The 25,384-nt window shown below is 32.0% G+C and carries 20 protein-coding genes and 1 pseudogene; 17 read left to right on the forward strand and 4 right to left on the reverse strand.

The genetic code is table 11. The features are described 5' to 3' along the window. On the forward strand, positions 1-169 hold a 169-nt coding region (locus JJD95_RS20090; RefSeq protein WP_367114823.1), incomplete at its 5' end, for a VOC family protein. Between the two features lie 431 nt (positions 170-600). On the opposite strand, the pseudogene JJD95_RS20095 reads toward JJD95_RS20090, so the two are convergent. Then, positions 601-726: pseudogene (locus tag JJD95_RS20095) on the reverse strand ((2Fe-2S)-binding protein); the annotation flags it as partial. A gap of 139 nt (positions 727-865) precedes the next feature. On the opposite strand from JJD95_RS20095, the gene JJD95_RS13385 reads away from it, so the two are divergent. The 8 genes from JJD95_RS13385 (at position 866) to JJD95_RS13420 (ending at position 10,417) form a co-directional block, all read left to right on the forward strand. After that, positions 866-1,645 (forward strand): enoyl-CoA hydratase-related protein, encoded by a 780-nt coding sequence (locus JJD95_RS13385; protein WP_367114824.1) that lies wholly within the window; start codon positions 866-868, stop codon positions 1,643-1,645. 176 nt (positions 1,646-1,821) lie between these two features. After that, the gene (locus JJD95_RS13390) at positions 1,822-3,141 is read left to right on the forward strand and encodes a GntP family permease (RefSeq protein ID WP_291643531.1); all 1,320 of its coding nucleotides are present in this window, start codon (positions 1,822-1,824) and stop codon (positions 3,139-3,141) included. Between the two features lie 66 nt (positions 3,142-3,207). Then, positions 3,208-4,767 carry an acyl CoA:acetate/3-ketoacid CoA transferase gene (locus tag JJD95_RS13395; RefSeq protein WP_291643532.1) on the forward strand — a complete coding sequence of 520 codons (1,560 nt, stop codon included), beginning with the start codon at positions 3,208-3,210 and terminating at the stop codon, positions 4,765-4,767. Positions 4,768-4,851: 84 nt separating this feature from the next. Further along, positions 4,852-5,634 (forward strand): enoyl-CoA hydratase/isomerase family protein, encoded by a 783-nt coding sequence (locus JJD95_RS13400; protein ID WP_291643533.1) that lies wholly within the window; start codon positions 4,852-4,854, stop codon positions 5,632-5,634. A 124-nt stretch (positions 5,635-5,758) separates the two neighbouring features. Next, positions 5,759-6,895: an acryloyl-CoA reductase gene (gene acrC / locus JJD95_RS13405; RefSeq protein ID WP_291643534.1), complete on the forward strand. Its 1,137-nt coding sequence runs from the start codon at positions 5,759-5,761 to the stop codon at positions 6,893-6,895. A gap of 9 nt (positions 6,896-6,904) precedes the next feature. Next, positions 6,905-7,702 carry an electron transfer flavoprotein subunit beta/FixA family protein gene (locus tag JJD95_RS13410; RefSeq protein ID WP_291643535.1) on the forward strand — a complete coding sequence of 266 codons (798 nt, stop codon included), beginning with the start codon at positions 6,905-6,907 and terminating at the stop codon, positions 7,700-7,702. A 17-nt stretch (positions 7,703-7,719) separates the two neighbouring features. Beyond that, positions 7,720-8,760, forward strand: coding sequence for an electron transfer flavoprotein subunit alpha/FixB family protein (locus tag JJD95_RS13415; protein WP_291643536.1), 1,041 nt, complete (start codon positions 7,720-7,722; stop codon positions 8,758-8,760). A gap of 247 nt (positions 8,761-9,007) precedes the next feature. Next, positions 9,008-10,417 carry a sigma 54-interacting transcriptional regulator gene (locus JJD95_RS13420; RefSeq protein ID WP_291643537.1) on the forward strand — a complete coding sequence of 470 codons (1,410 nt, stop codon included), beginning with the start codon at positions 9,008-9,010 and terminating at the stop codon, positions 10,415-10,417. Positions 10,418-10,714: 297 nt separating this feature from the next. Here the strand turns inward: JJD95_RS13420 and JJD95_RS13425 are convergent, their stop codons facing one another. Both JJD95_RS13425 and JJD95_RS13430 read right to left on the reverse strand, forming a co-directional pair. Then, the gene (locus JJD95_RS13425; protein ID WP_291643538.1) at positions 10,715-12,277 is read right to left on the reverse strand and encodes a putative ABC exporter domain-containing protein; all 1,563 of its coding nucleotides are present in this window, start codon (positions 12,275-12,277) and stop codon (positions 10,715-10,717) included. After that, a complete protein-coding gene (locus JJD95_RS13430) occupies positions 12,274-12,975 on the reverse strand; it encodes an ABC transporter ATP-binding protein (protein WP_291643539.1) in 702 nt (233 codons plus the stop codon). Before JJD95_RS13430 ends, JJD95_RS13425 begins: the two co-directional genes overlap by 4 nt. A 236-nt stretch (positions 12,976-13,211) precedes the next feature. Between JJD95_RS13430 and JJD95_RS13435 the strand changes: the two genes are divergently transcribed. From JJD95_RS13435 to JJD95_RS13465, 7 genes are all read left to right on the forward strand, one after another. Continuing rightward, the gene (locus tag JJD95_RS13435) at positions 13,212-13,349 is read left to right on the forward strand and encodes a hypothetical protein (RefSeq protein WP_291643540.1); all 138 of its coding nucleotides are present in this window, start codon (positions 13,212-13,214) and stop codon (positions 13,347-13,349) included. Positions 13,350-13,427: 78 nt separating this feature from the next. Further along, entirely contained in the window at positions 13,428-14,186 is a 759-nt protein-coding gene (locus JJD95_RS13440) for a response regulator transcription factor (protein ID WP_291643541.1), read from the forward strand. An 89-nt stretch (positions 14,187-14,275) separates the two neighbouring features. Further along, a complete protein-coding gene (locus tag JJD95_RS13445) occupies positions 14,276-15,589 on the forward strand; it encodes a HAMP domain-containing sensor histidine kinase (protein WP_291643542.1) in 1,314 nt (437 codons plus the stop codon). A gap of 160 nt (positions 15,590-15,749) precedes the next feature. After that, positions 15,750-17,837 carry an ABC transporter ATP-binding protein/permease gene (locus JJD95_RS13450; RefSeq protein ID WP_291643543.1) on the forward strand — a complete coding sequence of 696 codons (2,088 nt, stop codon included), beginning with the start codon at positions 15,750-15,752 and terminating at the stop codon, positions 17,835-17,837. Between the two features lie 12 nt (positions 17,838-17,849). Then, positions 17,850-19,919 carry an ABC transporter ATP-binding protein/permease gene (locus JJD95_RS13455; RefSeq protein WP_291643544.1) on the forward strand — a complete coding sequence of 690 codons (2,070 nt, stop codon included), beginning with the start codon at positions 17,850-17,852 and terminating at the stop codon, positions 19,917-19,919. A 262-nt stretch (positions 19,920-20,181) separates the two neighbouring features. Then, positions 20,182-21,375, forward strand: a complete 1,194-nt coding sequence (locus JJD95_RS13460; protein ID WP_291643545.1) for a lysozyme inhibitor LprI family protein — start codon at positions 20,182-20,184, stop codon at positions 21,373-21,375. A 125-nt stretch (positions 21,376-21,500) separates the two neighbouring features. Then, the gene (locus JJD95_RS13465) at positions 21,501-21,995 is read left to right on the forward strand and encodes a hypothetical protein (RefSeq protein WP_291643546.1); all 495 of its coding nucleotides are present in this window, start codon (positions 21,501-21,503) and stop codon (positions 21,993-21,995) included. 368 nt (positions 21,996-22,363) lie between these two features. On the opposite strand, the gene JJD95_RS13470 is transcribed toward JJD95_RS13465, so the two are convergent. Next, positions 22,364-23,689, reverse strand: a complete 1,326-nt coding sequence (locus JJD95_RS13470) for an Ig-like domain-containing protein (protein ID WP_291643547.1) — start codon at positions 23,687-23,689, stop codon at positions 22,364-22,366. Positions 23,690-24,292: 603 nt separating this feature from the next. Between JJD95_RS13470 and JJD95_RS13475 the strand changes: the two genes are divergently transcribed. Next, complete coding sequence (locus JJD95_RS13475; RefSeq protein WP_291643548.1) at positions 24,293-25,192, forward strand: hypothetical protein; 900 nt, start codon at positions 24,293-24,295, stop codon at positions 25,190-25,192. Positions 25,193-25,384: the final 192 nt, after the last annotated feature.

A 25,384-nucleotide genomic window follows, 5' to 3' on the forward strand; every position in this document is an offset into this window, starting at 1 on the left:
AGGACTAAGGCATCTTGCTTTTGAGGTAGATAATATTGATGATGTAATCAAAGAACTTACTGATAAAAATGTAATTACCGAGCATATTAGAATTGATGAATTTACGGGGAAAAAATTTATTTTTTTTAGTGATCCAGATGATTTACCTATAGAATTATATGAAAAATAGAGGTGTAGTACTATAAGTTTTAATAGCATCAAAGTTAGCACTTATTTTATATACTAGGGAATTAGCTGAAAGGCTTAATGATGATAAACATATTAAGGTTTATGCTATTCATCCTGGAGCAGTAGCTAAAAATATATGGAGAGGTAACTCTGTATTAATGAAAATAATAAAACCTATAATGAAGTTGACTTCTGAAAAACCAGCATTCAGGTTACCCCTAGGGGTCTTTGCGAGGCCTTGGCTGAGCTTGATATAAAAAAAGTTGAAAATGATTTCTACAGTCACACCTTTTATAGAAAAATTAATGGTTTTTTAATATATCTTTAAGCCCCATAAATTAACGTTTGTGGGGCTTTTATGAAATTAAAACAAGAGCAGTTCTACTCTTGTGGATAAATAATATAAGAAAATGGTACATAATAAACTGCTCATTATTTTAGGAATAGTGCCTTATCTAGTGCATCCTGAATTATTTGATGACAACACCTGCCTAGCAGATTTTTCTTTTGACATTGTGAATTATTCGTTGCTCCAGTAATCTTTAAAACCTCTTTCATATTATTTTTTTATCAGTTTGTTAAATAATTGGCAAGGTTATTGCTTGTTAATAAATTAGCAATACTATAAATTCTAGAAATTATAGTAGAGTAATTAAAAATAGGGGGAATAATAATGAATTCAAATACATTATTGAAAATTGAATTAAAGAATATTGAACTTCAAATGGAGTATGGAATTGCTATTGTAAAAATGAACAGACCCAAAGCATTAAATGCATTAAATAATGAAACTTTAGAAGAGTTAAATGGCTTATTTGAAGCATTTGCAGAGGATGATCTTGTAAAGGGCGTTGTTATCACAGGGGAAGGAAAGGGATTTGTAGCTGGTGCTGATATAGTTCAAATGAAAGATTACAAGGGATTAGAAGCTAGAAAGTATGCTAATTTTGCTCAAAGTGTGTTTAATAAGATTGAAGCTCTTGAAAAACCTGTTATTGCAGCTGTAAATGGATATGCGCTAGGCGGCGGATGCGAATTAGCAATGAGCTGTGATATAAGAATAGCCGCAGAGAAGGCAGTATTTGGACAACCTGAAGTGAATTTAGGAGTTATCCCATGTTTTGGAGGAACACAAAGACTACCAAGATTAATAGGTGCAGGAAAAGCGAAAGAATTGATATTTACAGGTAGAAAAGTGATGGCTGATGAAGCTTTTGTGATTGGATTAGTAAATAAAGTTGTAAAAAGTGAGAACTTAATTGAGGAAGCAATGGTTATGATGAAAGAAATTTTAAAGATGGCTCCAATAGCTGTTGCTTACGCAAAGGTTGCGATCAATAAAGGATTAAATTTGGATTTGAATAATGCATTAGAACTAGAAAAGGACTTAGCTGCTATTACATTTGCTTCAGAAGATAAAGATGAGGGAATGTGTGCATTTTTAGAAAAGAGAATTCCAATATTTAAAAACAAATAAAATATATCAAATATGAAACCGTTTTTATAAAAAGCTGGATATATGTTGGGATTGTGTTTAGCAACAGTAGTGAAATAAAGACCTCTCAATGTTATGTTTCAAATATGATACATCAATTTCAAAAGTGGTACATTGGGTTGCGTAATATACATAAATTAAATAAAGGGGTGATTTAGATGGATATTTATGTACTAATTAGTATACTAGGGATTATTTTTGCTTTAGCTTTAATGATATTTCTTATCATGAAAGGAGTTAATATTTATATTGTAGCGATTTTATGCTCTAGTATTGTAGCTTTAACAGGAAATCTCAATTTATATACAGCATTAAAAGGAAACTACATGGCGGGTTTTGTAAATTTCTTTCAAAACTACTTTCTAATATTTTTAACAGGAACTATTATGGGAAAAGTCATGGAAATAACCAATGGTGCAAAGTCCATTGCTAAGATGATTGTTAGGACGTTTGGTACTAAAATGGCTCTTATTTCTATTCCATTGGCATGTGGCATAATATCTTATGGTGGAGTAAGCGTATTCGTTGCAGCATTTGCAGTATTTCCAATAGCGCTAGAAGTATTTAGGGAATCTAATTATCCGAGGAGATTTATTCCAGCGGCGTTGACATTTGGTTGTTCTACATTTGCGATGGTAGCACCTGGAGCTCCCCAAATCCAGAATGCAATTCCAGCAACTGCTTTAGGAACAAGTTTAATGTCTGGAGCGGTGGTAGGGTTCATTAGTTCGGGTGTCATCCTTGTAATTGGTTGTATCGTACTAATGAAAATGGTTAACAAAGCAAATAAAAATGGAGAAATATTTGTGGCGAACCCAACAGATGTGTTTAAAGAAGAGGATAAATACCCAAATGGGATGTTAGCTTTGGTACCACTAATAATAACTATACTTTTAATTAATATAAAAATTGATGGGAAGCCATTATTACCATTAGAAGCAGGAGTGTTTTTGGGTTCTATGCTAGTTTTAGTTTTACTTAATAAACATCAAGATAATTCAAAAATTGTACATCACCTAGGAGAGGCTTGTAAAACTTCAGTTTCAGCAATAGCCAATACTTGCGCAGTCGTTGGTTTTGGGGCTGTTGTTAAAGCAACACTAGCTTTCCCTGTTGTTGTAAATGCCATGGTAAATATGCCGGGACCGGTATATGCTAGTGCAGCAATAGGCACAACTGTAATTGCTGGTATGACTGGTTCTGCATCTGGTGGATTAGGAATTGCAGTACCAATTTTAGGACCTGTATTTATAGCGAAGGGGGCGGCGGCAGCAGCATTACACAGAGTAATGACTATTTCTTCTTCGGCATTGGATTCTTTACCACATAATGGATACATCGTAACAGTAACCAATGGTCTATGTAATGAAAGTCATAAGAATGCTTACGTGCCAATCTTTTGGTTAACAGTTGTGATACCGTCGATAGGTACCGTTATAGCTGTAATGTTATTTTCACTCTTTCCAAATCTACTATAAGTAAATATATTTAAATTTAAAAGAGTAAGTGAAATTGTAAAATAATTATTTTAAGGAGGCTTACAAATGAGTAAGGTAGTTTCAGCAGAATTTGCAGCATCATTAGTTAAGGATAATATGACTTTAGGAATTGGTGGTTTTGTAGGATGTGGTGTTCCAGAAGAACTATTAATTTCATTAAAAAACAGATATGAAAAGGATCAATCTCCAAAAGGACTAACATTATTTCACTGTGCTGCAGTAGGAGATGGAAAGACTAGGGGAGCAAATCATTTAGGTGCAGAAGGATTATCTAAGAAGTTAATTTGTGCTCATATTGGACTAGAACCAGCATTAAATAAATTAGTGGTCGAAAATAAGATTTCGGCATTTATGATTCCACAAGGAGTTACAACTCATTTATTAAGAGCAATAGCAGGTAAAAAGCCAGGAGTACTTACACATGTTGGATTAAAGACTTATGCAGATCCTCGAATTGAGGGATGTAAAGCTAATCAATCGGCAATTGAATCTGGTGAGGAAGTAGTATCTTTAGTTAACATTGAAGGTAAAGATTATTTATTATATAAATCCTTCCCAATAGATATTTGTTTTATAAAAGGTTCAATAGCGGATACTGTAGGAAATATTTCTTTAGAAAAAGAAGCAGTGTTTTCGGATCAACTTGAAATGGCTAATGCTACAAGAAATTCAGGTGGCATAGTCATTGCACAGGTAGAACAAATAGTTGATGCAGGAACTTTAAAAGCAGCAAATGTAAAAGTTCATGGGTTTATGGTTGATTACGTAGTCGTTGGAAAGAAAGAGAACAATTTGCAAGTATGGGTATCAGAAAATTATAGACCTGAATTATCTGGTGAATATAAAATACCTTTAGATGAGATGGAACCAATGAAATTAAATCACAGAAAAGTTTGTGGTAGAAGAGGAGCATTAGAACTTAAGAAAAATTGTTTGATTAATTTAGGAATTGGAATTCCTGAATCAGTTTCTTCAGTGGCAGCAGAGGAGGGAATAGCAAATGAGATAACTCTTTCCATAGAGTCTGGTGTGCTAGGAGGAGTTCCTGTTGGAGGCATCGGGATTGGTGCAACTGTAAATCCAGAATCCATCTATAAACAATCAGAAATATTTGATGTATATGATGGAGGGGGAATTGATCTTACATTTTTAGGCGCAGCTCAAATTGATGCAAGAGGAAATGTTAATGTATCTAAATTTGGTGGTAGAGTTGTTGGACCTGGCGGATTTATTAATATTTCTCAAAACGCTAAGAAAGTTTGTTTTACTGGAACATTTACTGCAGGAAAGTTAAAAACAAAAATAGAAGATGAAAAACTATTTATTTTAAATGAAGGAGTAGATATTAAATTTGTTAATGAAATCGAACAAGTTACATTTTCTGCTGATTATGCTTCCGAAACTGGACAAGAAATTCTATATATTACTGAAAGAGCAGTTTTTAAATTAACAGATAAAGGAATTATGTTAATAGAGGTTGCACCAGGAATTGATATCGAAAAAGATATTTTGGCGTATATGGAGTTCAAACCATTAATAGCAGATGAGGTAAAAATGATGGATCAAAGAATTTTTATCGATAAACCAATGGGAATTACTTTATAAAGTAAAAGTTTAACTTTTTAGATTTAAAGTAGGTATATTAAAATTTAGTGTTAGACCGTGCTAAAATTTTTGGAGGTATGTACAATGGATTATGATAACAAACTTATACTTGTAGAAAAATATGACAATAAAGTAGCAGTGATAACGTTGAATTCACCACCACTTAATCTTAACTCTGTAGCATCTGTGAATGAATTAAGTGAAGTTTTGAGAAAAATAGAAATTGATGATGATATCAATGTAGTAATTATTACTGGGGCAGGAGTTAAAGCTTTTGATGCAGGATCTGACATATCAGAGTTTAAAGAAATGCGTGGAAATTTTATAGGTAAATCATTTAAAATAGAAAATGATATGATGAATTCACTTGAGTATTTGTCTAAGCCTACTATTGTAGCAATGGAAGGATTTTGTATGGGTGGTGGTCTTGAACTCGCACTATGCTGTGATATTCGTATTATGTCCGAGGCTACAAGGGTATCAGTTCCAGAAATTAATCTTGGTATATTTCCAGCTGCTGGAGGACTGCATCGGTTACCTAAGGTTGTTGGTCAAGCAAAAGCGCTTGAAATGATGTACCTAGGCGAGTCTATAGATGCTAACGAATGTAGGGAGCTTGGTCTAGCAAATCATCTAGCGCCCGTTGGTGAAACTGTAAAAATTGCTATGGAAATGGCTGTAAAAATAGCACAAAAGCCAACAACTGCTATTAAGGTAATTAAAAAAGGAATAAGGAAAATGTGGCTTAAACCATCTGATGAAAACTATTACTCCAATTTGGATATAATTGAGAATATATTTAGTGGGTTCAATGGTACTGAAGGGGTAGAAGCTTTTCTTTCAAAGCGAAAACCTAATTTCAAATAATAGCCTAAGGGAGTAACTAAAATTGATATATCATTGAAATTTTAAAAGGTTTTGTTCTGTTAGTGAAAAATAGATAAAAATTAATCATAATAATAATTAATATATGCATAAGGAGGAAACAAATATGGATTTTAAGTTTTCTGTAGCTGAAGAAGTTATACAAAAGGTTGCGAAAGAATTTGCTGAGAAGGAAGTAGAGCCTTTAGCGGAGGCAATAGATAGAGAAAGTAGATTTCCAACAGAAACTTTTGATAAAATGGTGAAATGTGGATTCACTGGAATAGGGATTCCACTACAATATGGTGGATCTGGTGGTGATGATATCACCAAAGTCATTGTAGTTTCAGAGATTGCCAAAAAGTGTGCAGCAACTGCTGGGATATTATCAATTCATTCAATTTTTGGTCAAGTTATACTGAAATTTGGAACGGAAGAGCAAAAACAAAAGTACTTACCATTAGTCTCAAATGGAGGTAAACATGCAGCATTTGCACTTACAGAACCAAATGCTGGATCAGACGCAGGAGCAGTGAGCACGAAAGCCATTTTAGATGGAGATGAATATGTAATTAACGGAACGAAATGTTTCATAACCGGAGGCGGTCAAGCAGATTTTGTTATGGTATTTGCACTAACTGACCCAAATATTGGAATTAAGGGGTTGTCAGCAATCATTGTTCCAAAGGATACTCTAGGCTTCTCTATAGGTAAAATAGAGGATAAAATGGGAATTAGAGCATCTGAAACTGTAGAATTAATATTTGATAACTGTAGAGTTCCTAAAGAAAATTTAGTAGGGAAAGAAGGAAAAGGATTTAAAATGGCCATGATAGGACTTGATGGAGCTAGAATCGGAGTTGCAGCTCAAGCTTTTGGAATCGCAGAAGGCGCTATAGACGCAACTGTAAAATATATGAAGGAGAGAGTGCAATTTGGGAAACCACTTACAGAACTTCAAGGACTCCAATGGTATGTAGCAGAGATGGCCACCAAAACTGAATGTGCTAAATGGATGACATTCAGGGCAGCATCTTTAAAAGTGGCAGGACAACCTCATACAAAGGAAGCAGCTATAGCAAAATTAAATGCATCAGAGACTGCGAGGTTTGTAACCAATCTAGCTCAACAAATTCATGGAGGATATGGATATATGAAAGATTATCCATTGGAAAGAATGGTAAGGGATGCGAAAGTAACAGAAATATATGAGGGTACATCTGAAATACATAAAGTAGTTATTTCAAGATTTATACTCAAATAGGGGGATAATATGAAAATAATTGTATGCCTAAAGCAAGTTCCTGATACTAATGAAGTAAAAATCAATCAAGAAACAGGAACCTTAATAAGAGATGGAGTACCGAGTATTATCAATCCAGACGATAAAAATGCATTAGAAGGAGCATTAGTATTAAAAGAGAATCACAATGCGGAAGTTGTTGTTCTGAGCATGGGACCACCTCAAGCAAAATATGCTCTAAAAGAAGCTCTATCTATGGGAGCAGATAAGGCTATCTTAATTAGTGATAGAGCCTTTGGAGGTTCCGATACATGGGCTACTGCAACTATTATAGCAGCTGCTATAGAGAAAGTAGGAGACTACGATATTATTTTCTGTGGAAGACAAGCAATAGATGGAGATACTGCACAAGTAGGCCCAGAAATAGCAGAATTTTTAAATATTCCACAAATTACTTATGCGAAAGACTTAAAAATAAAAGAAGATAAATTGGAGGTAAGACGATTCACAGAATACGGAGACTTTATCATAGAAAGTAAAATGCCTGTGTTACTAACAGCTATTAAAGAGTTAAATAATCCAAGGTATCCAACTATCCAAGGTATTATGGCATCTTATGCTGAAGATACAGATGGTAAGATACAAGTATGGGGGGTAAATGATTTGGAGGTGGATTTAACGCAAATAGGGTTAAAAGGATCGCCTACTAATGTATATAAATCATTTGTACCAGTAAAGAATAAAAAAACAGAAATTATAGAAGCCTCCAGTACAAAAGGAAAAGCTGACATCTTAGTAAGTAAATTATCAGAACTAAACTTGATATAAAGGAGGAAACTAAAAAAATGAATAGAGCAAAGGTTAACCAAAATATAGATATCAAAGAATATAGAGATGTATGGGTAATTGGAGAGCAAATAGATGGTAATATCCATCCAGTAACAATAGAGTTAATAGGAGAAGGGAAAAAGCTTGCAGATAAAATCAACAAAAGGTTATATGTAGTTATAGCAGGATATGAGATGAAAGAAACAGCCGAAAAAATGCTACATTATGGGGTGGACAAAGTTCTTTATCTTGATCATAAATTTTTAAAAGAATTTACAACAGAAGGCTATGCAATAAGCATATCTGATTTGATTGTCGATAGGAAACCAGAAATCGTTTTAGTGGGGGCAACCTCAATAGGAAGGGATATAGGTCCAAGAATAGCAGCAAGAATTGGAACAGGCTTAGTAGCTGATTGTACAAAATTAGAGATAGATGAAGAGGATGGAAAGATTCTTCAGACTAGACCAGCATTTGGCGGAAATCTGATGGCAACTATTATATGTCCTAAAAATAGGCCGCAAATGTCAACGGTACGCCCTGGAGTTATGAGTAAAGCCCATTTTAATGAAGAAAAGAGAGGACAGATAGAAACAATTGTTCCAAATCTTACTGAAGAAATGATTAGAACTAAACTAATAGAAAAAATGCCTACAGGAAACAAAAAAGTAAATCTTATAGATGCAAAAGTAGTAGTGTCTGGTGGTAGGGGACTAAAAGAAGCATCAGGGTTCAAATTAATACAAGAATTAGCCGAAGCATTAGATGGAGAAGTAGGATCCTCAAGAGCTGCAGTAGATGCGGGATGGATTGAGAGTATACATCAAGTGGGGCAAACTGGAACTACCGTTCGTCCCGATGTATATGTAGCTTGTGGGATTTCAGGAGCGTTACAACATCAAGCAGGAATGCACGAGGCAAAATATATAATGGCAATTAATAAAGATCCTAAAGCACCTATTTTTGAAATCTGTGATTATGGTATTGTAGGAGATCTGTTTGAAGTCATCCCAGCTATATTACAATCTCTAAAGGAGAAGGATTTCTTTGATTTATAAAATTATAATTGCATCATTAATCTAAAATAAAATACGTTTTCAAAAGGACCTCATTTCCACTTAGGTAAATTTGTTTAGTAGTTAAACAGTATATATCTAAGTGGGGGTGAGTTCTCTTTTTTTATATAAACTATCCAAGGTATATATGGAAATATATAAAATATTTCTTTTATGATATAATTAAGTCAATGATAAACTATAAGACTAAACAGATTTTAAAATAAGTATTTTATTTGGGGGAATATTTGTGAATAAAGAATTCGATAGGTATAAATACATATTTCATGAAATATTAAAGATGACAGATGATGGATTTATAGTTATAGATAAAAATGGAATTATTACAGATATCAATGATCAATATTGTGATTTTTTAGGAACCGCAAAGGAAGATGCAATTGGTATTAAAATTTCTGAGATAATCTCGAATACAAAAATGTTGGACATAGTAAATAAGAGATATCATGAAGAAGGTGCAATACATAAATTTATAGATGGGGATACCAAAGAAGAAGTTAATAATTTTTTGTTAGTTAGTCGTTCTCATGTACTTGATGATAATGATAATGTAATTGCAGGAGTTGCACAGGTGAAATTTAGATTGCAAACATTAGATTCTGCAAAGAAATTAATGAAGGAGTACTCTGAACTACAATTTTATAAAGAGGAATATAATAAAAGGGAATACAATAAGTATACATTTGATGGAATGATTGGTGAAAATAAAGAATTTTTGGAACTTAAAAAAACTGCAATGAAATGTTCCAAAACAAATTTTTCTGTTTTAATCACCGGAGAAACAGGAACTGGTAAAGAAGTTTTTGCCCAATCCATTCATAAGAATAGTCAAAGAAGAGAGAAGCCAATAGTTAGTATTAACTGTGCGGCTATTCCCAGTGAACTGTTAGAATCAGAACTATTTGGATATGAAGAAGGTTCTTTTACCGGTGCAAAAAAAGGTGGGAAACAAGGAAAATTCGAACTGTCCGATGGAGGAACAATTTTTCTTGATGAAATAGGGGATATGCCTCTAGGAATGCAAGCAAAGATTTTAAGAGTTCTTCAGGAGAATGAAGTTCAAAAAATAGGAGCAAATAATCCCATACCCATAGATTTAAGGGTTATTTCAGCTACTAGAAAAGATTTACAAAAGATGGTTAGTAGTGGTGAGTTTAGGGAGGATTTATATTATAGACTTAATGTTATCAATATAAATGTTACTCCACTCAGAGAGCGAAGGGAAGATATTGCTTTATTCATTAATTGTTTTTTGAATAAGCTTAACAAGGAGTATAAAACATTGGTAACAATAGATGATGATGCTTTGGTTTGTTTACAAAATTATGATTGGCCAGGAAATATTAGAGAGCTTGAAAACACTATTAAAAGCGCCTATGCTTCCAGTGAAAACATGTTAATTCAATTGGAAGACTTACAATCAAAGATGGTTTCCCTTCATAATGAAAAGGTTTTAAGAGATTCAGTTGATAAGAGGTTGAAAAGATTAGTTGATAATTATGAGATATCTGTTATTAAGGAGTCTTTAAAGAGAAATGGGTATAATATGCAATGTACAGCTGAAGAATTAGGGATACACAGAAGCTTATTGTATAAGAAAATAAAAAAGTATGATATTGAGGCACAGGAAATTATGTAACAGAAACTGTATTTAATCATCACGGTTTTCAAGTTTAAATTGCAACTAAAAATTAATTATATTTAACAGCAAAAGCTTATTTCATAGAGAAATCTAGGGGGTAGGCTTTTCTCTCTAATAGATAAAATTGGAAATTAATGTATAAAAATAGTTTGAGGATACTTAAATAATTAGGTAGAGCAAACTTGCAAAGAATATAAGATTTACTGTTTTTACCAAGTCACAGTTACCTTAGTGCTTGCTAATTCTTCAACTGCACATTGCTCATGTGATATTAACATGAGCAATTTTTTAAATTTATAACTCTATATTTTCAAACACTCCCTTACCTAAGAATAATATCAAGCCACTAAACGTTAGATTATAGGTGATAAATGAGGCGTAAGCTATAAAAACTCCCATAGAATCACTGGAAGTACTGTATAACATGCCAAGAAGAACTAAAGCGGGTGCTACTATTAATACTAAAATCATAATTCTCATAAGGGATGTAAACATTATGTTAGAACCGCTGCCTAACATCCTTTTGGAAAGAATTCCGCCGTAGATGAAAAGAGAGCCTATTGATGCAAAAGCTACTATATTAAGAAAAATAAGAAGGATACTACTTTTAAATAATATTCCTGTTATTACAAACACTATAGATCCATCAATAATGTTTTTAAAGTTATCAACTGCAGTTGCATAAATAACTTTCTTAAATGCATGATCTGGAAGCATAAAAACATACGGATTTGATAAATCCTTTTGCCACTTACTTGCAAAGGTAAAAATCATTTGTAGATATATCATGCCCCCTAAAACAAATATTAAATTCTTAACAGGGCTAAATAGTCCAGCAGTTATAGCTATAACTGCGTAAACAACAGACATTATATTAATAAGTGCAAATCCAGTTTTTTTATACTCTAATATTTGTCTCCAAAATATAGCAGAGGCAAACTTTCCTTTTCTAGTATACTGGACTTTGCGTACTCTAGGTTTTTTCCCTGTTTGCACAATTATTCGCCCACCACTTCGAGTTTGTGAAATAGCTGTTTCTTTAAGTTCAGTTAACGCTAACACATCTTCATAATAGTCAAGTTTCATAGAATAAATTATATACCCACAAATAACCCCGGATGCAACAAGCAGAGATGTATAAATAAAAGACATAATGCTAATGCCATTCATTGAAGCCATTATAATTTCTCTTACCCAACCGTACACTGGTATATAAGGAATAACAGCATTATTAAACAATGCCTTAATGGCGTTAACAGGTGCTCTCGTTATATATAATTCTATAAAGTAGGCTACTATTATAACTAACCCCAATATTTTAAAAATATTTTTTGCCATAACTTTATTTTTTTCACTTTTAGAAACTACAGAATATAATAATATTTTTAGTATTGATGTGAAAATAAGCATAATGAATAAACCAAACATAATTACCGCTATTCCATATGATTTAATATTACTAAATCGGCTAAGCATATATCCTTGAAATAAAATAAAAAATACTGCTAGAAATGAAGAATATATTTGTTTAAAGAATCCATATATTAAAACTTTTTGTGGACTAGCAGGTGATGTAAATACAAAATTTATATCTGCCCCTCTAAAAAAGGATGCCCCCCTGTTTATAGAGGAATAAAGGTCTGGCACCGTAAATACTAATATAACAATTCCTACAATTGTTGTATATAAAAAAGGATCCAACATAGTTTTTTCAATAAGATTACCTTTATTAAAAAATAAACTTACACACAAAAGTATAAAAAATAAAATATACGCAATAAGCATTGCCGGTTTCTTCTTTAATTGAAGCAACCAATTTTTTATAGATTTTCTTAGTATATAAAGTAATGGCTTCATGAGTTATCCTCCGTTACTTCAAAGAAGAGTTCCTCTAATGTCTCATTTCTACTCAGAAGCTCCTGTTTTGTACCGGCTAGAACTATATTCCCATCTTTCATTATCAACACCTTGTCCCATAAATCATCAACGCTATCAATTATGTGGGTACTTATTAGAATAGAACAGCCTTTCTCCCTTAGCTCTAGAATAGCTTTCTTTAATTCCTTTATCGCTTTAGGATCAAGCCCCATTAATGGCTCATCAAATAATATTACCTTAGGCTCTATTATTAGAGCGCAGCAAATACCTACCTTTTGCATCATACCCTTAGAAAGCTCTTTACCAAGTTTTGTTCTCTTATCACTTAAATCAAATCTCTCTAGTAATTCTTCTGCCTTATTCTTATAGTCCTCTATTCCATAAGCCGCGGCTATATATTCTATATGCTCATAAACTGTAAGCAAATCAAACATAGCTGGAACTTCTGGAACATAGGCAAATATTTTTTTTGCCTCAATGCTCTTATTTTTATGCTCACAAATTTCTATGTAACCCTCATATTTTAATAATCCAGCAATACATTTTAGTGTGGTACTTTTCCCCGCACCATTAGGCCCTAATAAAACAGCAATTTCACCTTCATTAACTTGAAAGCTAATATTATTTACAGCTAATTCCTTACCATATTTTTTTACAAGATTCTGTATAAAAAGCATATTTTTTTCTCCTTTAATAACTATATTTGTTCTGATTATAACAAATATAGTTATTGTTGTACAAGTTTTAAAATAGAAGGAATTCACTACTGAGTTTATTACCATTATTTGTATAACAATATGATGTAGCGTATATTTTTTTAAGTATTAAAAAAGCATTAATTGACTTACTATAGTTCACTTATTTTGATATTAATGCATATTTTAATATAGTAATAATATTTAGGAGTTTTATAATGTTTTATCGATATGCAGATGATCATCAAGAAATGTATAGGAAGGCAGTTACAGCTTATACATCCAATATTCCAATATACGTAAATGGGTATGCAAGAGTCATCGCTAATTCCAGTGTAGGAGTTAAACTAAAATAAATCACCCCGGGTTCAACTGTTTTAGATTTAATCCTAACATTTATGGTACAATATATTTGAAAATCATTATTAACAGTATTGCATATAACTCGGAAAGATTTTTCAGATAGGGAGGTGGGCATCTTAAATATTTTAATAGCGGAAGATGATAAGGATTTAAGACAACTACTAGAGCTACACCTTATAAAAGAAGGTTTTACAGTATATAATTCAGAAAATGGACTAAAAGCTTTGGAAATTTTTAAGAATAACGAAATTAATTTAGCTATTCTTGATGTTATGATGCCAGGGATTGATGGTTTCAATTTGCTTAGAAAGATTAGAGAAACAAGCGAAATTCCTGTAATGTTTTTAACTGCCCGGGGTGAAGATCCTGATAAAATATTAGGACTCGGGCTGGGTGCTGATGACTATATGGTCAAACCATTTAATCCCATTGAATTAATAGCAAGAGTCCATGCACAGCTAAGAAGATCCTACAAGTACATAACATCGCTAAAAGTACCTGATAAGTTAATTATTAAAATAGGAGATTTAACTTTTGATGAAAATAGTTACAGTGTATATAAGGATGATAAACAATTAGAATTTAATGCAAAGGAGTTAAAACTTCTTCAAATTTTCATGGAAAATGTAGGCAGAGTATATACGAAAAAACAACTTTATGAGGCGGTATGGGAAGAAGCCTATTATGGTGATGATAATACAATTATGGTACATATAAGCCACTTGAGAGATAAAATCGAAGATAATCCGAAGGCACCTAAGTATTTAAAGACTATACGTGGAATTGGTTATAAGCTAGAAAATAACTTAGGAATAAGGAATGAAATATGAAAAAAAAGAAAGTTGCGAACATGCTTTTAAAAAATTATTTATTACTATTTATATTTTCCACAATAGTTTTCATTGTGGTGTCCTTAATTATGTCAGTTAGTTTTAAGGGATTAATAAAATTTGAAGAAATACCAGAACTATCAGCTGCTCAAGTTATGAAGGATGATTATAAAAATATAGATTATTCTAAGATTTTAAAGTATAAAGGTGGAATTCATGTAATTGATAAAAATTATAAGATTGTTTTCTCTAAAGGAATAAACCCTCAAAAGGTAAACCAATATACTAAGAAGGAGTTCAGTGAATTTCTAATTAATAGCGGCAAAACCCAAAGTAAATACCATTATAGTGTATCTTATAATAGCGCTAGCGATTTTTGGCTTGAAATTGTCATTCCTAATAAACCACAATTAGTTAATGGCGTTTTTTTCGATAAAGAAGGAATTCCAATAGCTATAGATAATATTATATTTATTTTCTTTTTAGGAGCGCTAATTAATATTACTTCTTTTGTTTTTGGTCTTATCTTCTACTCAAGAATAACTTCTAATAATTTTGTGAAACCACTAAAAAAATTATTAAGCGGAGTTGAAAAAATTGCAAGTGGCGATTATTCTGCAAGAGTTGAGCTAAAATCTCAGAATGAATTTGGAGATCTTAAGGATGCCTTTAACCTAATGGCCCAAAAAATTGAAATAGAAAAGAATCTGAAAGAAAAATCTCAAGATAATAGGAGAAAGCTAATATTAGATATTTCTCATGATTTAAAAACCCCGCTATCCAATATTATAGGTTACTCAGATTTGTTATTAAATAATAAGGATATATCAGATAATGAACGTGAAAAATTTTTAGCAGTAATTTTAAATAACGGTACAAGAGCTAATAGTTTAATAGGTGATTTGTTCGAATTATCTAAAATGGGAAGCTCAGATTTTAAGCTTAACCTTAAGAGTGTAGATATTTGTGAATATTTAAGAGAATTTATAGCCTCGCTAATACCTCAAATAGAAAAAGCAGGTTTTCAGTCTTATTTTGAGATACCAGAGGGTAAAAAGCTTATACTTATTGATGAAAAGCAAATTGATAGGGCCCTTCTTAACATTCTTAATAATGCTTTGAAATATAATCCTCCAGGTACCCAGATAAAAATAGTGTTAAAGAATTTTTTAAGCAAAGTAGTAATAGAAATACAGGATAACGGCATTGGTATTCCGCGTGAGATGTCTGAGGAAATATTTGAACCTTTTAAAAGAGTGGATAACGCGAGGAACTCTCAAACAGGGGGCACCGGCCTTGGCCTTGCAATTACTAAAACTATTATTGAAAAACATACTGGGTACATAAGTCTTGAAACTGAAACTGGAAAAGGATGCAAATTTATAATTGAACTAAATAGCTAAGTACTGCATCAAGATAAGAAATACTTTTATCTTGATGCAGCTTTTTTAGTTATTTAAGGTAGATTTAAGGTTAATACAGTGTCAAATTAAGATTCAGTTGTTAATATAAATATACAAGCTCAGAAGTAGAACTACACTAATGGATTGAAAGGAGTTATTTATGCTTTTATCACTAAACAATTTGTCAAAAGAATATTTCATAGAAAAAAAGAAAAGTTTTAACGCTCTTAGCGGAGTAAATCTTAATTTTGAAAAGGGAGAATTCGTTTCAATCTTAGGGCCATCAGGATGTGGAAAATCCACACTTTTAAATATAATAGCAGGCCTTGATCAACCAAGTTCAGGTGATCTAGTTATCGAAGGAAAATCAACTAAAAAATACAAAAAGAAGAATTGGGATTTATATCGTAAAAATAATATAGGATTTGTTTTTCAATCTTTTAACTTAATCGAACATTTATCCGCACTTGAAAATGTTGAAATTGTAATGAACTTAATTGGATTATCAAAAAAGAAACGAATTGAACGTGCGAAAAGCTTGCTTACGCAGGTAGGTCTTGAAAAACATATGGAACATAAACCCGGTGAATTATCTGGGGGCCAAAAACAACGTGTTGCTATTGCTCGTGCACTAGCAAATGATCCGGATATAATACTATTGGATGAACCAACAGGAGCCCTTGACAAAAAAACTGGAATTCAAATTATGGAGCTTATTAAAGAAGTTGCCAGTGACAAGTTAATTATTATGGTTACCCACAATCGTGAACTAGCCTACGAATACTCTACTCGCGTAGTTGCTATTTTAGATGGAAAAATTCAAAATGACGAAATAATTAATGAATCTGAAACAAATAGTGTGAAATCTGAACTAAAAAAGAAAGATGGGAGCATGTCTTTTGCAGATGCAATAAAACTATCCCTTAGAAATTTGAAACAGAAAATGGGGCGTATAGTTGTAACCACTCTTGCAGGTTCTATTGGAATAGCAGGTATTTTATTAGTTGTAGGGCTTAGTAATGGGGCAACCGATTATATAGATGTACAAACAAATTCTTTTGCTAGCGCTAATATAATACAAACCACTATGAAGTTTAAGGATGCAGCTGTGCAAAGTACGGATTATCCAAAGAACATAAATGTATATGATAGCATTAAGGAAAATCCTGACGTGTTAACTGTTCGTGAAGACTTAAATATTAAAAATATTACTTCCTATGAGGTAAATAATGAAACTTTAAAGGATATCACCTTTAATTCACTTGCTGGTGAAAATTATCTTTCAAACATTCAACACGCAATGACTGGTAGCGTTCCAAAGGATGATAAATATGAATTATTAGTAAACAAGGATATGGCTAAGAATATAATCGAAAAATATGGCATGAATCCAGACACTGGTGATTATTCGAAAGCTATTGGTAAAAAAATAAATGTAGTAGTTCAAGAAAAAACTATAAACCCACTTACTGGAAATGAAATTTTAGGTAAAAAATATACAAAAGATTTCACAGTTGTTGGAGTTGTGAACGAAATTGCACTAAGTTCAGCTGCTGTATATTATTCTTATGATGCTGTTAATACATGGCTTCAAGATGATGGTTATTTTGCATCTAAAGAAAACCGCTTTGTAAATGCAGAAGTTGTTATAAAAGATGTTCATGACAATGAAAAAGTACTCAATTATATTAATGCAACTGAAAATGGTGGTATTGGTGGAAGTAAAATGACTGAGGAAAAGGGATTCTCTGCAACCTCACAAATTGTTATGGTTAAATCTGCTATTAAGACTTTAATTAATTTAGCACAGGCAGTTATGATTGTATTTATTTCACTTGCCTTAGTAGTTTCAACAATTTTAATAGGTATTGTAATTTTCTCAAGTGTACTTGAACGTAAAAAAGAAATAGGAATTCTAAAGGCTGTGGGAGCAAGAAATAAAGATATTGCTCGTATTTTTAAAGCTGAGTCTGCATTAATTGGCCTTTTTGCAGGAGTCACTGGAGTAATAGTAGCTTTTATAATACAACCAATTGCAAATAAAATAATCAATGATGTATTAAATATTGATGCAAATAGTATAGTAAATATTCCATTAACAGGTATTCCATTTACAGATATTAAAGTTCCCTTTGTAACTATTGCCGGTCTAATTGTTATCAGTATATTAGTTGCAGTTTTAGCGGGACACTTTCCATCTAAAAGAGCAACTAAAATTCAAGTTATTGACGCATTGCGTGATGAATAGGAGGAATAGTAAATGTTACAAATTAAAAATTTAAGAAAAATATATACAATAGGTAAAAATAAAGTTATAGCACTAGATGACGTTTCTTTTGATTTGCCTAATGGAAAACTCGTGGCAATTGTTGGACCTTCTGGTTGTGGTAAAACAACAATGATGAACTTAATAGGAGCTTTAGATGCAAACTTTGAGGGTGACGTTATTGTTAACGGCAAATCCTTAAAAGAAGCTGGACAAAAGGACCTAGATACTTATAGAAAAAATACAGTAGGGTTTATTTTTCAACAGTTTAACTTACTTAACTCATTAACATCAGCCCAAAATGTAGAACTTGCTTTAGATTTATCAGGATACTCAAAACAAGATAAAGTAAAAAAAACCCGTATTCTACTTGAGAGAGTTGGACTCACAAATCAAATGAAAAAGAAAGTTAACCTAATGTCGGGGGGGCAACGTCAAAGGGTAGCTATCGCTCGTGCACTTGCTAATGACCCCGAAATAATTTTAGCTGATGAACCAACCGGTGCCTTAGATGTTAAAACTGGTGAGCAGGTTATGGAATTATTAAGAGAGATTTCAAAAGAAAAACTAGTACTTATGGTTACCCATGCACCAGACCTTGCAAAGGCTTATGCAGATTTAATTGTAACAATGGAGGATGGCAAGTTAATTTCTATTGAAGATAACAAAACCTCGATTTCAACTGAAAATATAACTGCAACGGAGAAAATAGAAACAAAATCGAAGATGTCTTTTTTTACAGCACTAAAAATGTCTCTTCGTAACGCATGGCTAAAAAAAGGTCGGACCATTGCAACAGCTATAGGAACTTCTATTGGAATAAGTGGAATTGCCTTAGCTATAGCTATAACTTCTGGTACTACGAGTGCTGTTAATACTCAGGTTAATGGTATATTTCCGACAAACGCAATAACTGTAGGACTAAAGGAAAATACAGATAAAGCTATAAGAGATTTAAAGCCTATCAAATATGATGATATAAACTCAGTTATGTCTTTAAATAAAGATATATATGCATATAACTTTCAAATTTCAGGTACCGGGGTTCCCGTTGCAAGTTTTTATTCTTTAGACGAAAGTATAATTAAGGATGAAAAGTTAATGTCTAAACTATCTGACCAAGCTACTAGAGAAAAATTGGTTATGATGATGGCCCCAGGTGTTCTCGATGATGTTAAAAATGATATTCAATATGGAGCCCTTCCTAAGGATGGTTCAATAGATGAAATTGTTATTTCACTTTCAACTGCCAAGGACTTAGAAAAAAATGGTGGTGAATTAAAAGATTTAATTGGTAAAGATATTTATGTTCGTTATATAAAGCAGGGATCTAACCCTCATAGTGATCAAGGCGGAGTCGCTGAAGTTCCTATTGTTAGAACTTGGAAAATAGCTGGAATTGCCAATACTACAACCTTAATGGGAACCTATTATGCAACAAGCGATTGGAACTTTAATTTTTATGAGAAAGAATTTAAAATAGATAAATCAGATATGGAAACTAACGCCTTTGTCTTATATTCTAAAAACACTAAAGATTTAGAATCTCAACTTAAAACATTAACTGATTCACAAGATAAATACACATTTAATTTAACTGCCAAAACAATTTCCGCGCAAGTTGATGGAGCAATGAAGCAAGTACGTTATGTACTTCTGGGTTTTGCAGGAATATCTATTCTTGTAGCAGCCTTAATGATATCAATTGTTGTTTATATTTCTGTACTTGAGAGAATAAAGGAAATAGGTATACTTCGGGCAGTTGGTGCACGAAAAAAAGATATATTAAATGTTTTCGTTGCTGAATCATTCATTATTGGTGTGTTATCAGCAGGCATTGGATTGCTGTTTACTTTAGGTGTATCTAAACTCATCAACTCAGCAGTTTATGGTTTTCTGCAGAACATTTCTGAAAATGCTCCTTATATGGAAGTTGCTAAATTACCACTTTCTGATGCTGGTTTAATTTTATTATTCTGCGTAGTATTAAGTATGATTTCAGGATTCTATCCATCTTTAAAAGCTTCAAAAATGGATCCTATAGATGCTTTACGTAGTAGATAATTAAAGAGGATTAATATTTAGAAAGAAAAAAATACTTAAACAGAAATAGATATGACAAAAAAATGCAGTGAAAAGAATAATCTTTTCACTGCATTTATCAAGTGCTTTTAGAAGTTTTTTTACCATTTCGATGATATCGTAATGTCTGTATCATCCCTTAAGCATCATAACAAATATTGAACAAAACAGCAATCTCAGCTGAGTATTCATCAACGGAATTCATATACATACTATATTAAGTGAGGAAAGGAAGGATGCTTAAATGAATAAGAAAATAATATTAATATCATTAATATCTTTGAGTATTTTTATTGGAGGGTGTGGCTCAAAAACAATTAGTAATAATACAAGTACGTCAAATGTTCCAAGTAATTCAGAAGTTTCACAATTGGAAAATGAATCAGATAAAACGAATGTTTTAAAATTTGAAATAATAACTAAAAACTATATAAATAAGAAAGTTGAAATAAAATATCCTCAAATAACGAATTTAATTGATGTTAATAAGCAAAAACAAATTAATGAATTAATAAAAAACGATATTTTAACATACTTTAATGTTGAAAGAGAAGATTTAACTATAGATGCAAACTATGAAATAGAGTGGAAAAGTTCCAGGCTTCTAAGTATAGTATACAAAGGTTATAGCAACCTTGAGACGTCAATGCATCCTGATAACAATATTTATGCAACAAACATCAATATTGAAAAGGGAACTATACTTAAATTTAAAGACTTTATTAATTTAGACAATAATTTTGCCGAAAAACTTAAAAATGTTAAATCTAGAGTATGGACACTTAAGCCATTGGATGGAATAGATGATAATACAGCTATAAATATGATTGAGGAGGAATTGAGTTCGTTCACAAATAAAGATTTAATTAGTTATTTTGATTCAGCTGAATTTGGATATTGTGGATACTTTACGAAAGATTATTTTGGAATTAGTATAGCAACTAATCATGCTGTTGGTGACTATGTAGAACTTAAAGTAAAGTATGGTGACATAGTGGATAATATAAAACCAGGAAATGAAGTTTGGGAAGATTTTATCAATAATACTAAAATAGAAGATAATGTAAAGGTTAAAGAAGAAAGCAATAAACAAGAATATAAAACTAAACTAGACAATATTGAAATAGCATTAGAATCTTTAAAAGAGAAAGATGCTGGTACAACATTAGATATGAAAGAGGCTGCAAGTGAGAGGCTTAAGCAGTGGGATGCAGCGCTTAACGAAATCTATAATGTATTAAAAGGACAACTATCATCTAGCGATATGAAGAAATTACAGAGTGAAGAAATTCAGTGGATATCAGATAGAGATGCTAAAGCTAAAAAGGAATCGTTAGAAGTGAAAGGCGGAACAATGGAACCATTAATATATACTAACTCTTTGCAGGATACAACAAAGAAAAGATGTTATGAATTAGTAGAAAAATATATGAAGTAATAAAATTGTAGATTAGAAATAAGAATTACAAATTTAAGACTCAATATCTGAAGGAATATTTATAGTTACATTTTAATTATGTCTACATACTATAATATTGTAATCAATTTTATGGAGATTTCTGTATGACAAAAATAATTGATCAAATACCAAGTACAATACAACAAATGCAAGAATGCATTTATTGCATGAACTGCCCATTGATGTGTGAGCATTATTGCATGCTGCGAAATCAAATGATGTATGAATACAATAGTGAAGAATTTACAGATGAAAGGGAATATCGCCCTGCGCCTGGAGGAGGCCAAGGACATGGAGGAGGCCAAGGAGCTGGCGGAGGTCAAGGACACGGAGGAGGCCAAGGATCTGGCGGAGGTCAAGGACATGGAGGAGGCCAAGGATCTGGCGGAGGTCAAGGACATGGAGGAGGCCAAGGATCTGGCGGAGGCCAAGGACATGGAGGAGGTCATGGACCTGGAGGTAAAATATGGCATGGGCACCCGGGATATTACGGTAATAAATACTATTCCGATATTAACTATCTTTATTTTCTAATATACCAATATTATCCTTACTACCCTTATGATCCCTACTACGATTATTATTATGATACTTATTAATAAAAGTTACAGAGTATAGGTAAAACAATTATTATACTCTATTTAGTTTAGAAATTGATATATAGACTAGATAAAAGGGAATTCATATAGTGAATTCCCTTTTTTAGTGTGCCAGGCATGACTATTAACTAGGTGGTGAAAGTCCACTGCGGTGGAAACGTGACAGTTCAGTTAGGTTATGTTTAAATTTCTTATGAACTTACCACTTTTCTGAAATAAAATAGAACAGCTCCACGTAAACCATTATTTACATGAAGCTGTTGATATTAACATGAATAAAGAAGGTATCACTACCCTCTTCATACTTTTATATTAGTTTTAATATGGTACCTAATGTGTCCACCTTATTACCTGTTATTTAATTTTACTTATTGAAAAGACTTATAGTTTCCTAAAGATCCTACTCTTCCAATATAAAGTTGACTTCTCTCAACAGTTCCATTACCACTGTCACTAAAATATTCTTCCTTGTAGTTAATACCATTAGTAGATACATTTGAAGACCAATATTTAAATCCAATAATATTGTTGTTATCTCTAATCCAGTTTATAAACACAGCTGTGTGTCCTGAATTAGTTGTTCTGCTAAAATCTATAAAATCACCAGTTCTAACTTCTTCAAGATTAGTTATTCTTGTGCCTAACCCATATTTTTCAATAGCTCCAGCAAGTTGGTCACCTTGTGATTTTGGAGTGCCTAATGCTGCATACCAGGTAAGCATAAAATCAGTCATATTTTCAGAAGACATATTGTTGAAGTTATCCTTTGAGATTCCAGCATCGATATTTCTTGACTGCATAGCTTTAAAGAAAACCTCAAAGGTTAAACCTACACAATGACTTGATTTGCTTCCATCTGGATTAGCTCTTAATAATGTTGTACCTTTATAAGCTATATCTTGTGTTACACCATTATAATGAGCATAGTCATTGTTTAAAAGATATGTATATTTACCTATCTCATATGCAGATATTTCTTTAGCAACATAACTGTTTAGACTAATTTGATTAACTGCTGCTTGAGCTTCTGTATCTACAGAAACACTATTACTTGCTGCTGAAACATTTCCTAAAGTATCTTTTGCTTTTATAGTAAAAATATAATTTGTTTCTGCATTTAATCCAGTTACCATAAAATCAGTAGCTATAGTTGTTGCTCCAACTTTATTTATTCCTTTGTAAACTTCATAGCCTGTTGCTTCAGCCGCTGCAGTCCAGCTCAGAAATACATTAGTACCTATTTTAGCAGTTGATAATAAGTTTGTTGGAGCTACAGTAGTGTTTTTAACAATTACATTTCTTGTTAAATTAGCAGTTTTATTTGCTGTATCATATACAATAACTTTGATAGTATATTCACCATCGGAAACCCAAGGGCTTGTAGCCCAATTAGTACTGTAAGGTGATGCAGTAACAGTTTTCACTTTATAATAAGCACTGTCTGGTGCCGAAACTGCCTTTGTATAAAATTCAACCTTAGCTATTCCCTTATCAGCAGTAGAATTAACAGATATTTTTGGCATTCCTGATATTATCCTTCCATCTGCAGGTATGGTCGTAATATCAATAGCTGTAACTACCGGTGCCTCATCTATAACTGCGAATGCGAAATCTGAAAATATTAATGACCCGCTAGTAATGAACACGAATGATAATAAAAGAATAATTAATTTTCTAATAGCTTTTTCCCCCATTGATTTATCTCCTTTTCTATTTTTTATAACTGCATGTCCAACTTTCTTAATGTCCTTCTCTAGCAAGAATATTTCTACGATTTCTTATAAGTGGCTAAATTAAGATTTATGCTTATTTAAAAATGGCGCTAACAATAATTATTATATGTGGTTTTTTTTATATAATCTACCGGAAATTATAGGAAATAAGCACACATATATATTTAGGAAATAGAGTGCTTCAACAATTCTTAAACAATTTGAAAAAGCCTAAATATGTTAATTTAATTAATTTTTAACTAAAATCCTTATATAGCCATTTGTGTGAACATTAATTTAATGAATTATTATATTTAAATCCGTTTTCTACTTTTTTATCTAATAACGAAAAATGAATTTTCTAGAACATCAATATTTAATAATAATACTGATGTTCTACCATTCTCTATCTTTAGGTAGATGACACTACTTCGTAAATTAGAATAGGATCTATCTCGGGGTTAAAAATATTTAGATTATATTACCCAAATAACCATGTATTGCTCGTTTACAGTGTGTTTACAACATGCTATATTTTAAATAATTATTTATATAAAATAATAAAAGATCAGGGGGCGGTATATTTTGACATCAACAAAGCCATTTTACAGGTATTTATCTATATTTCTAATATTCGTTTTTATTTCAGGTATTATTCAAATGCCCGTTAAGGCAGCAAACAACTTAGCACCAGTCAATAAAAACAGCTCTATTAAAGCTGATATTGGTGAAATTCCCAATAAGCTTCCTAAGTCTAAATTAGAGCTCACAAGTAAAAGGACTAAGTATTCTACTCGGTATCTTAATCCTAATGGAAGTTTTACAGAAGAAATATTTTTAGAACCTCAGTTTTATAAGGACCTTACAGATAAAAAGTGGAAAAAACTTGATAATAATTTAAAGGTAAGTTCAAAAGATGCTAGTAAGCTTGAAAACACTTCTAATGATTTCAAGGTATCCTTTGCTAGCGAAGCTAAATCAAATGAAGTTGTTTCTGTGGAAAAGGACGGTAAAAAAATTGCTCTTGTTCCTATTGGTGGAAAAGCTACAAAAGGAACTATTAAGAATAATGAGATTACCTATGATGATATGTTTAATAATACAGATGCAAAGTATACGGTGCAGGGCGATTCCTTAAAGGAGGACCTAATTTTAAATAGCTATTCTAACCAAAATACCTTTACTTTCGAAGTTAAGCTAAATGGTTTAAAGGCCGATGTTGAGAAAGATGGTACAATTACATTTAGTGATTCTAAAAGTAATAAAGTTTGGTATTTTGAAACTCCATACATGGTGGATGCAAATAGTAAACTTTCAAATGATGTCAAACTTAATCTACGCGCGGAAAGTGGAAAAACATATGTAGATGTAGTAGCAGATAAAGCTTTTCTTGAAGATTCAAATACCAAGTACCCCGTTGTAATAGACCCTACTATAAATAATTGGGATACTATACGTGATACTTTTATATCTAGTTTGTTATAAGACACTCCTATTTGCAGCACCTAAGACAAGAAAATCTGCAGCAAGGATATTAAAAAAACGTAGATAGTTTTAATTTTAATCCTCAACTGCCTACGGCTTTTATGTTAAACAAACCTTATTTAAATTGTATCTTATCTGCGATAGAATATAAAGCTGATGCAACGGTTATTCCATCAATTTTACCCAAAACAT

The sequence above is a fragment of the Clostridium sp. genome (genome assembly GCF_016650035.1).
Classification (GTDB): Bacteria; Bacillota; Clostridia; order Clostridiales; family Clostridiaceae; genus Clostridium_AD.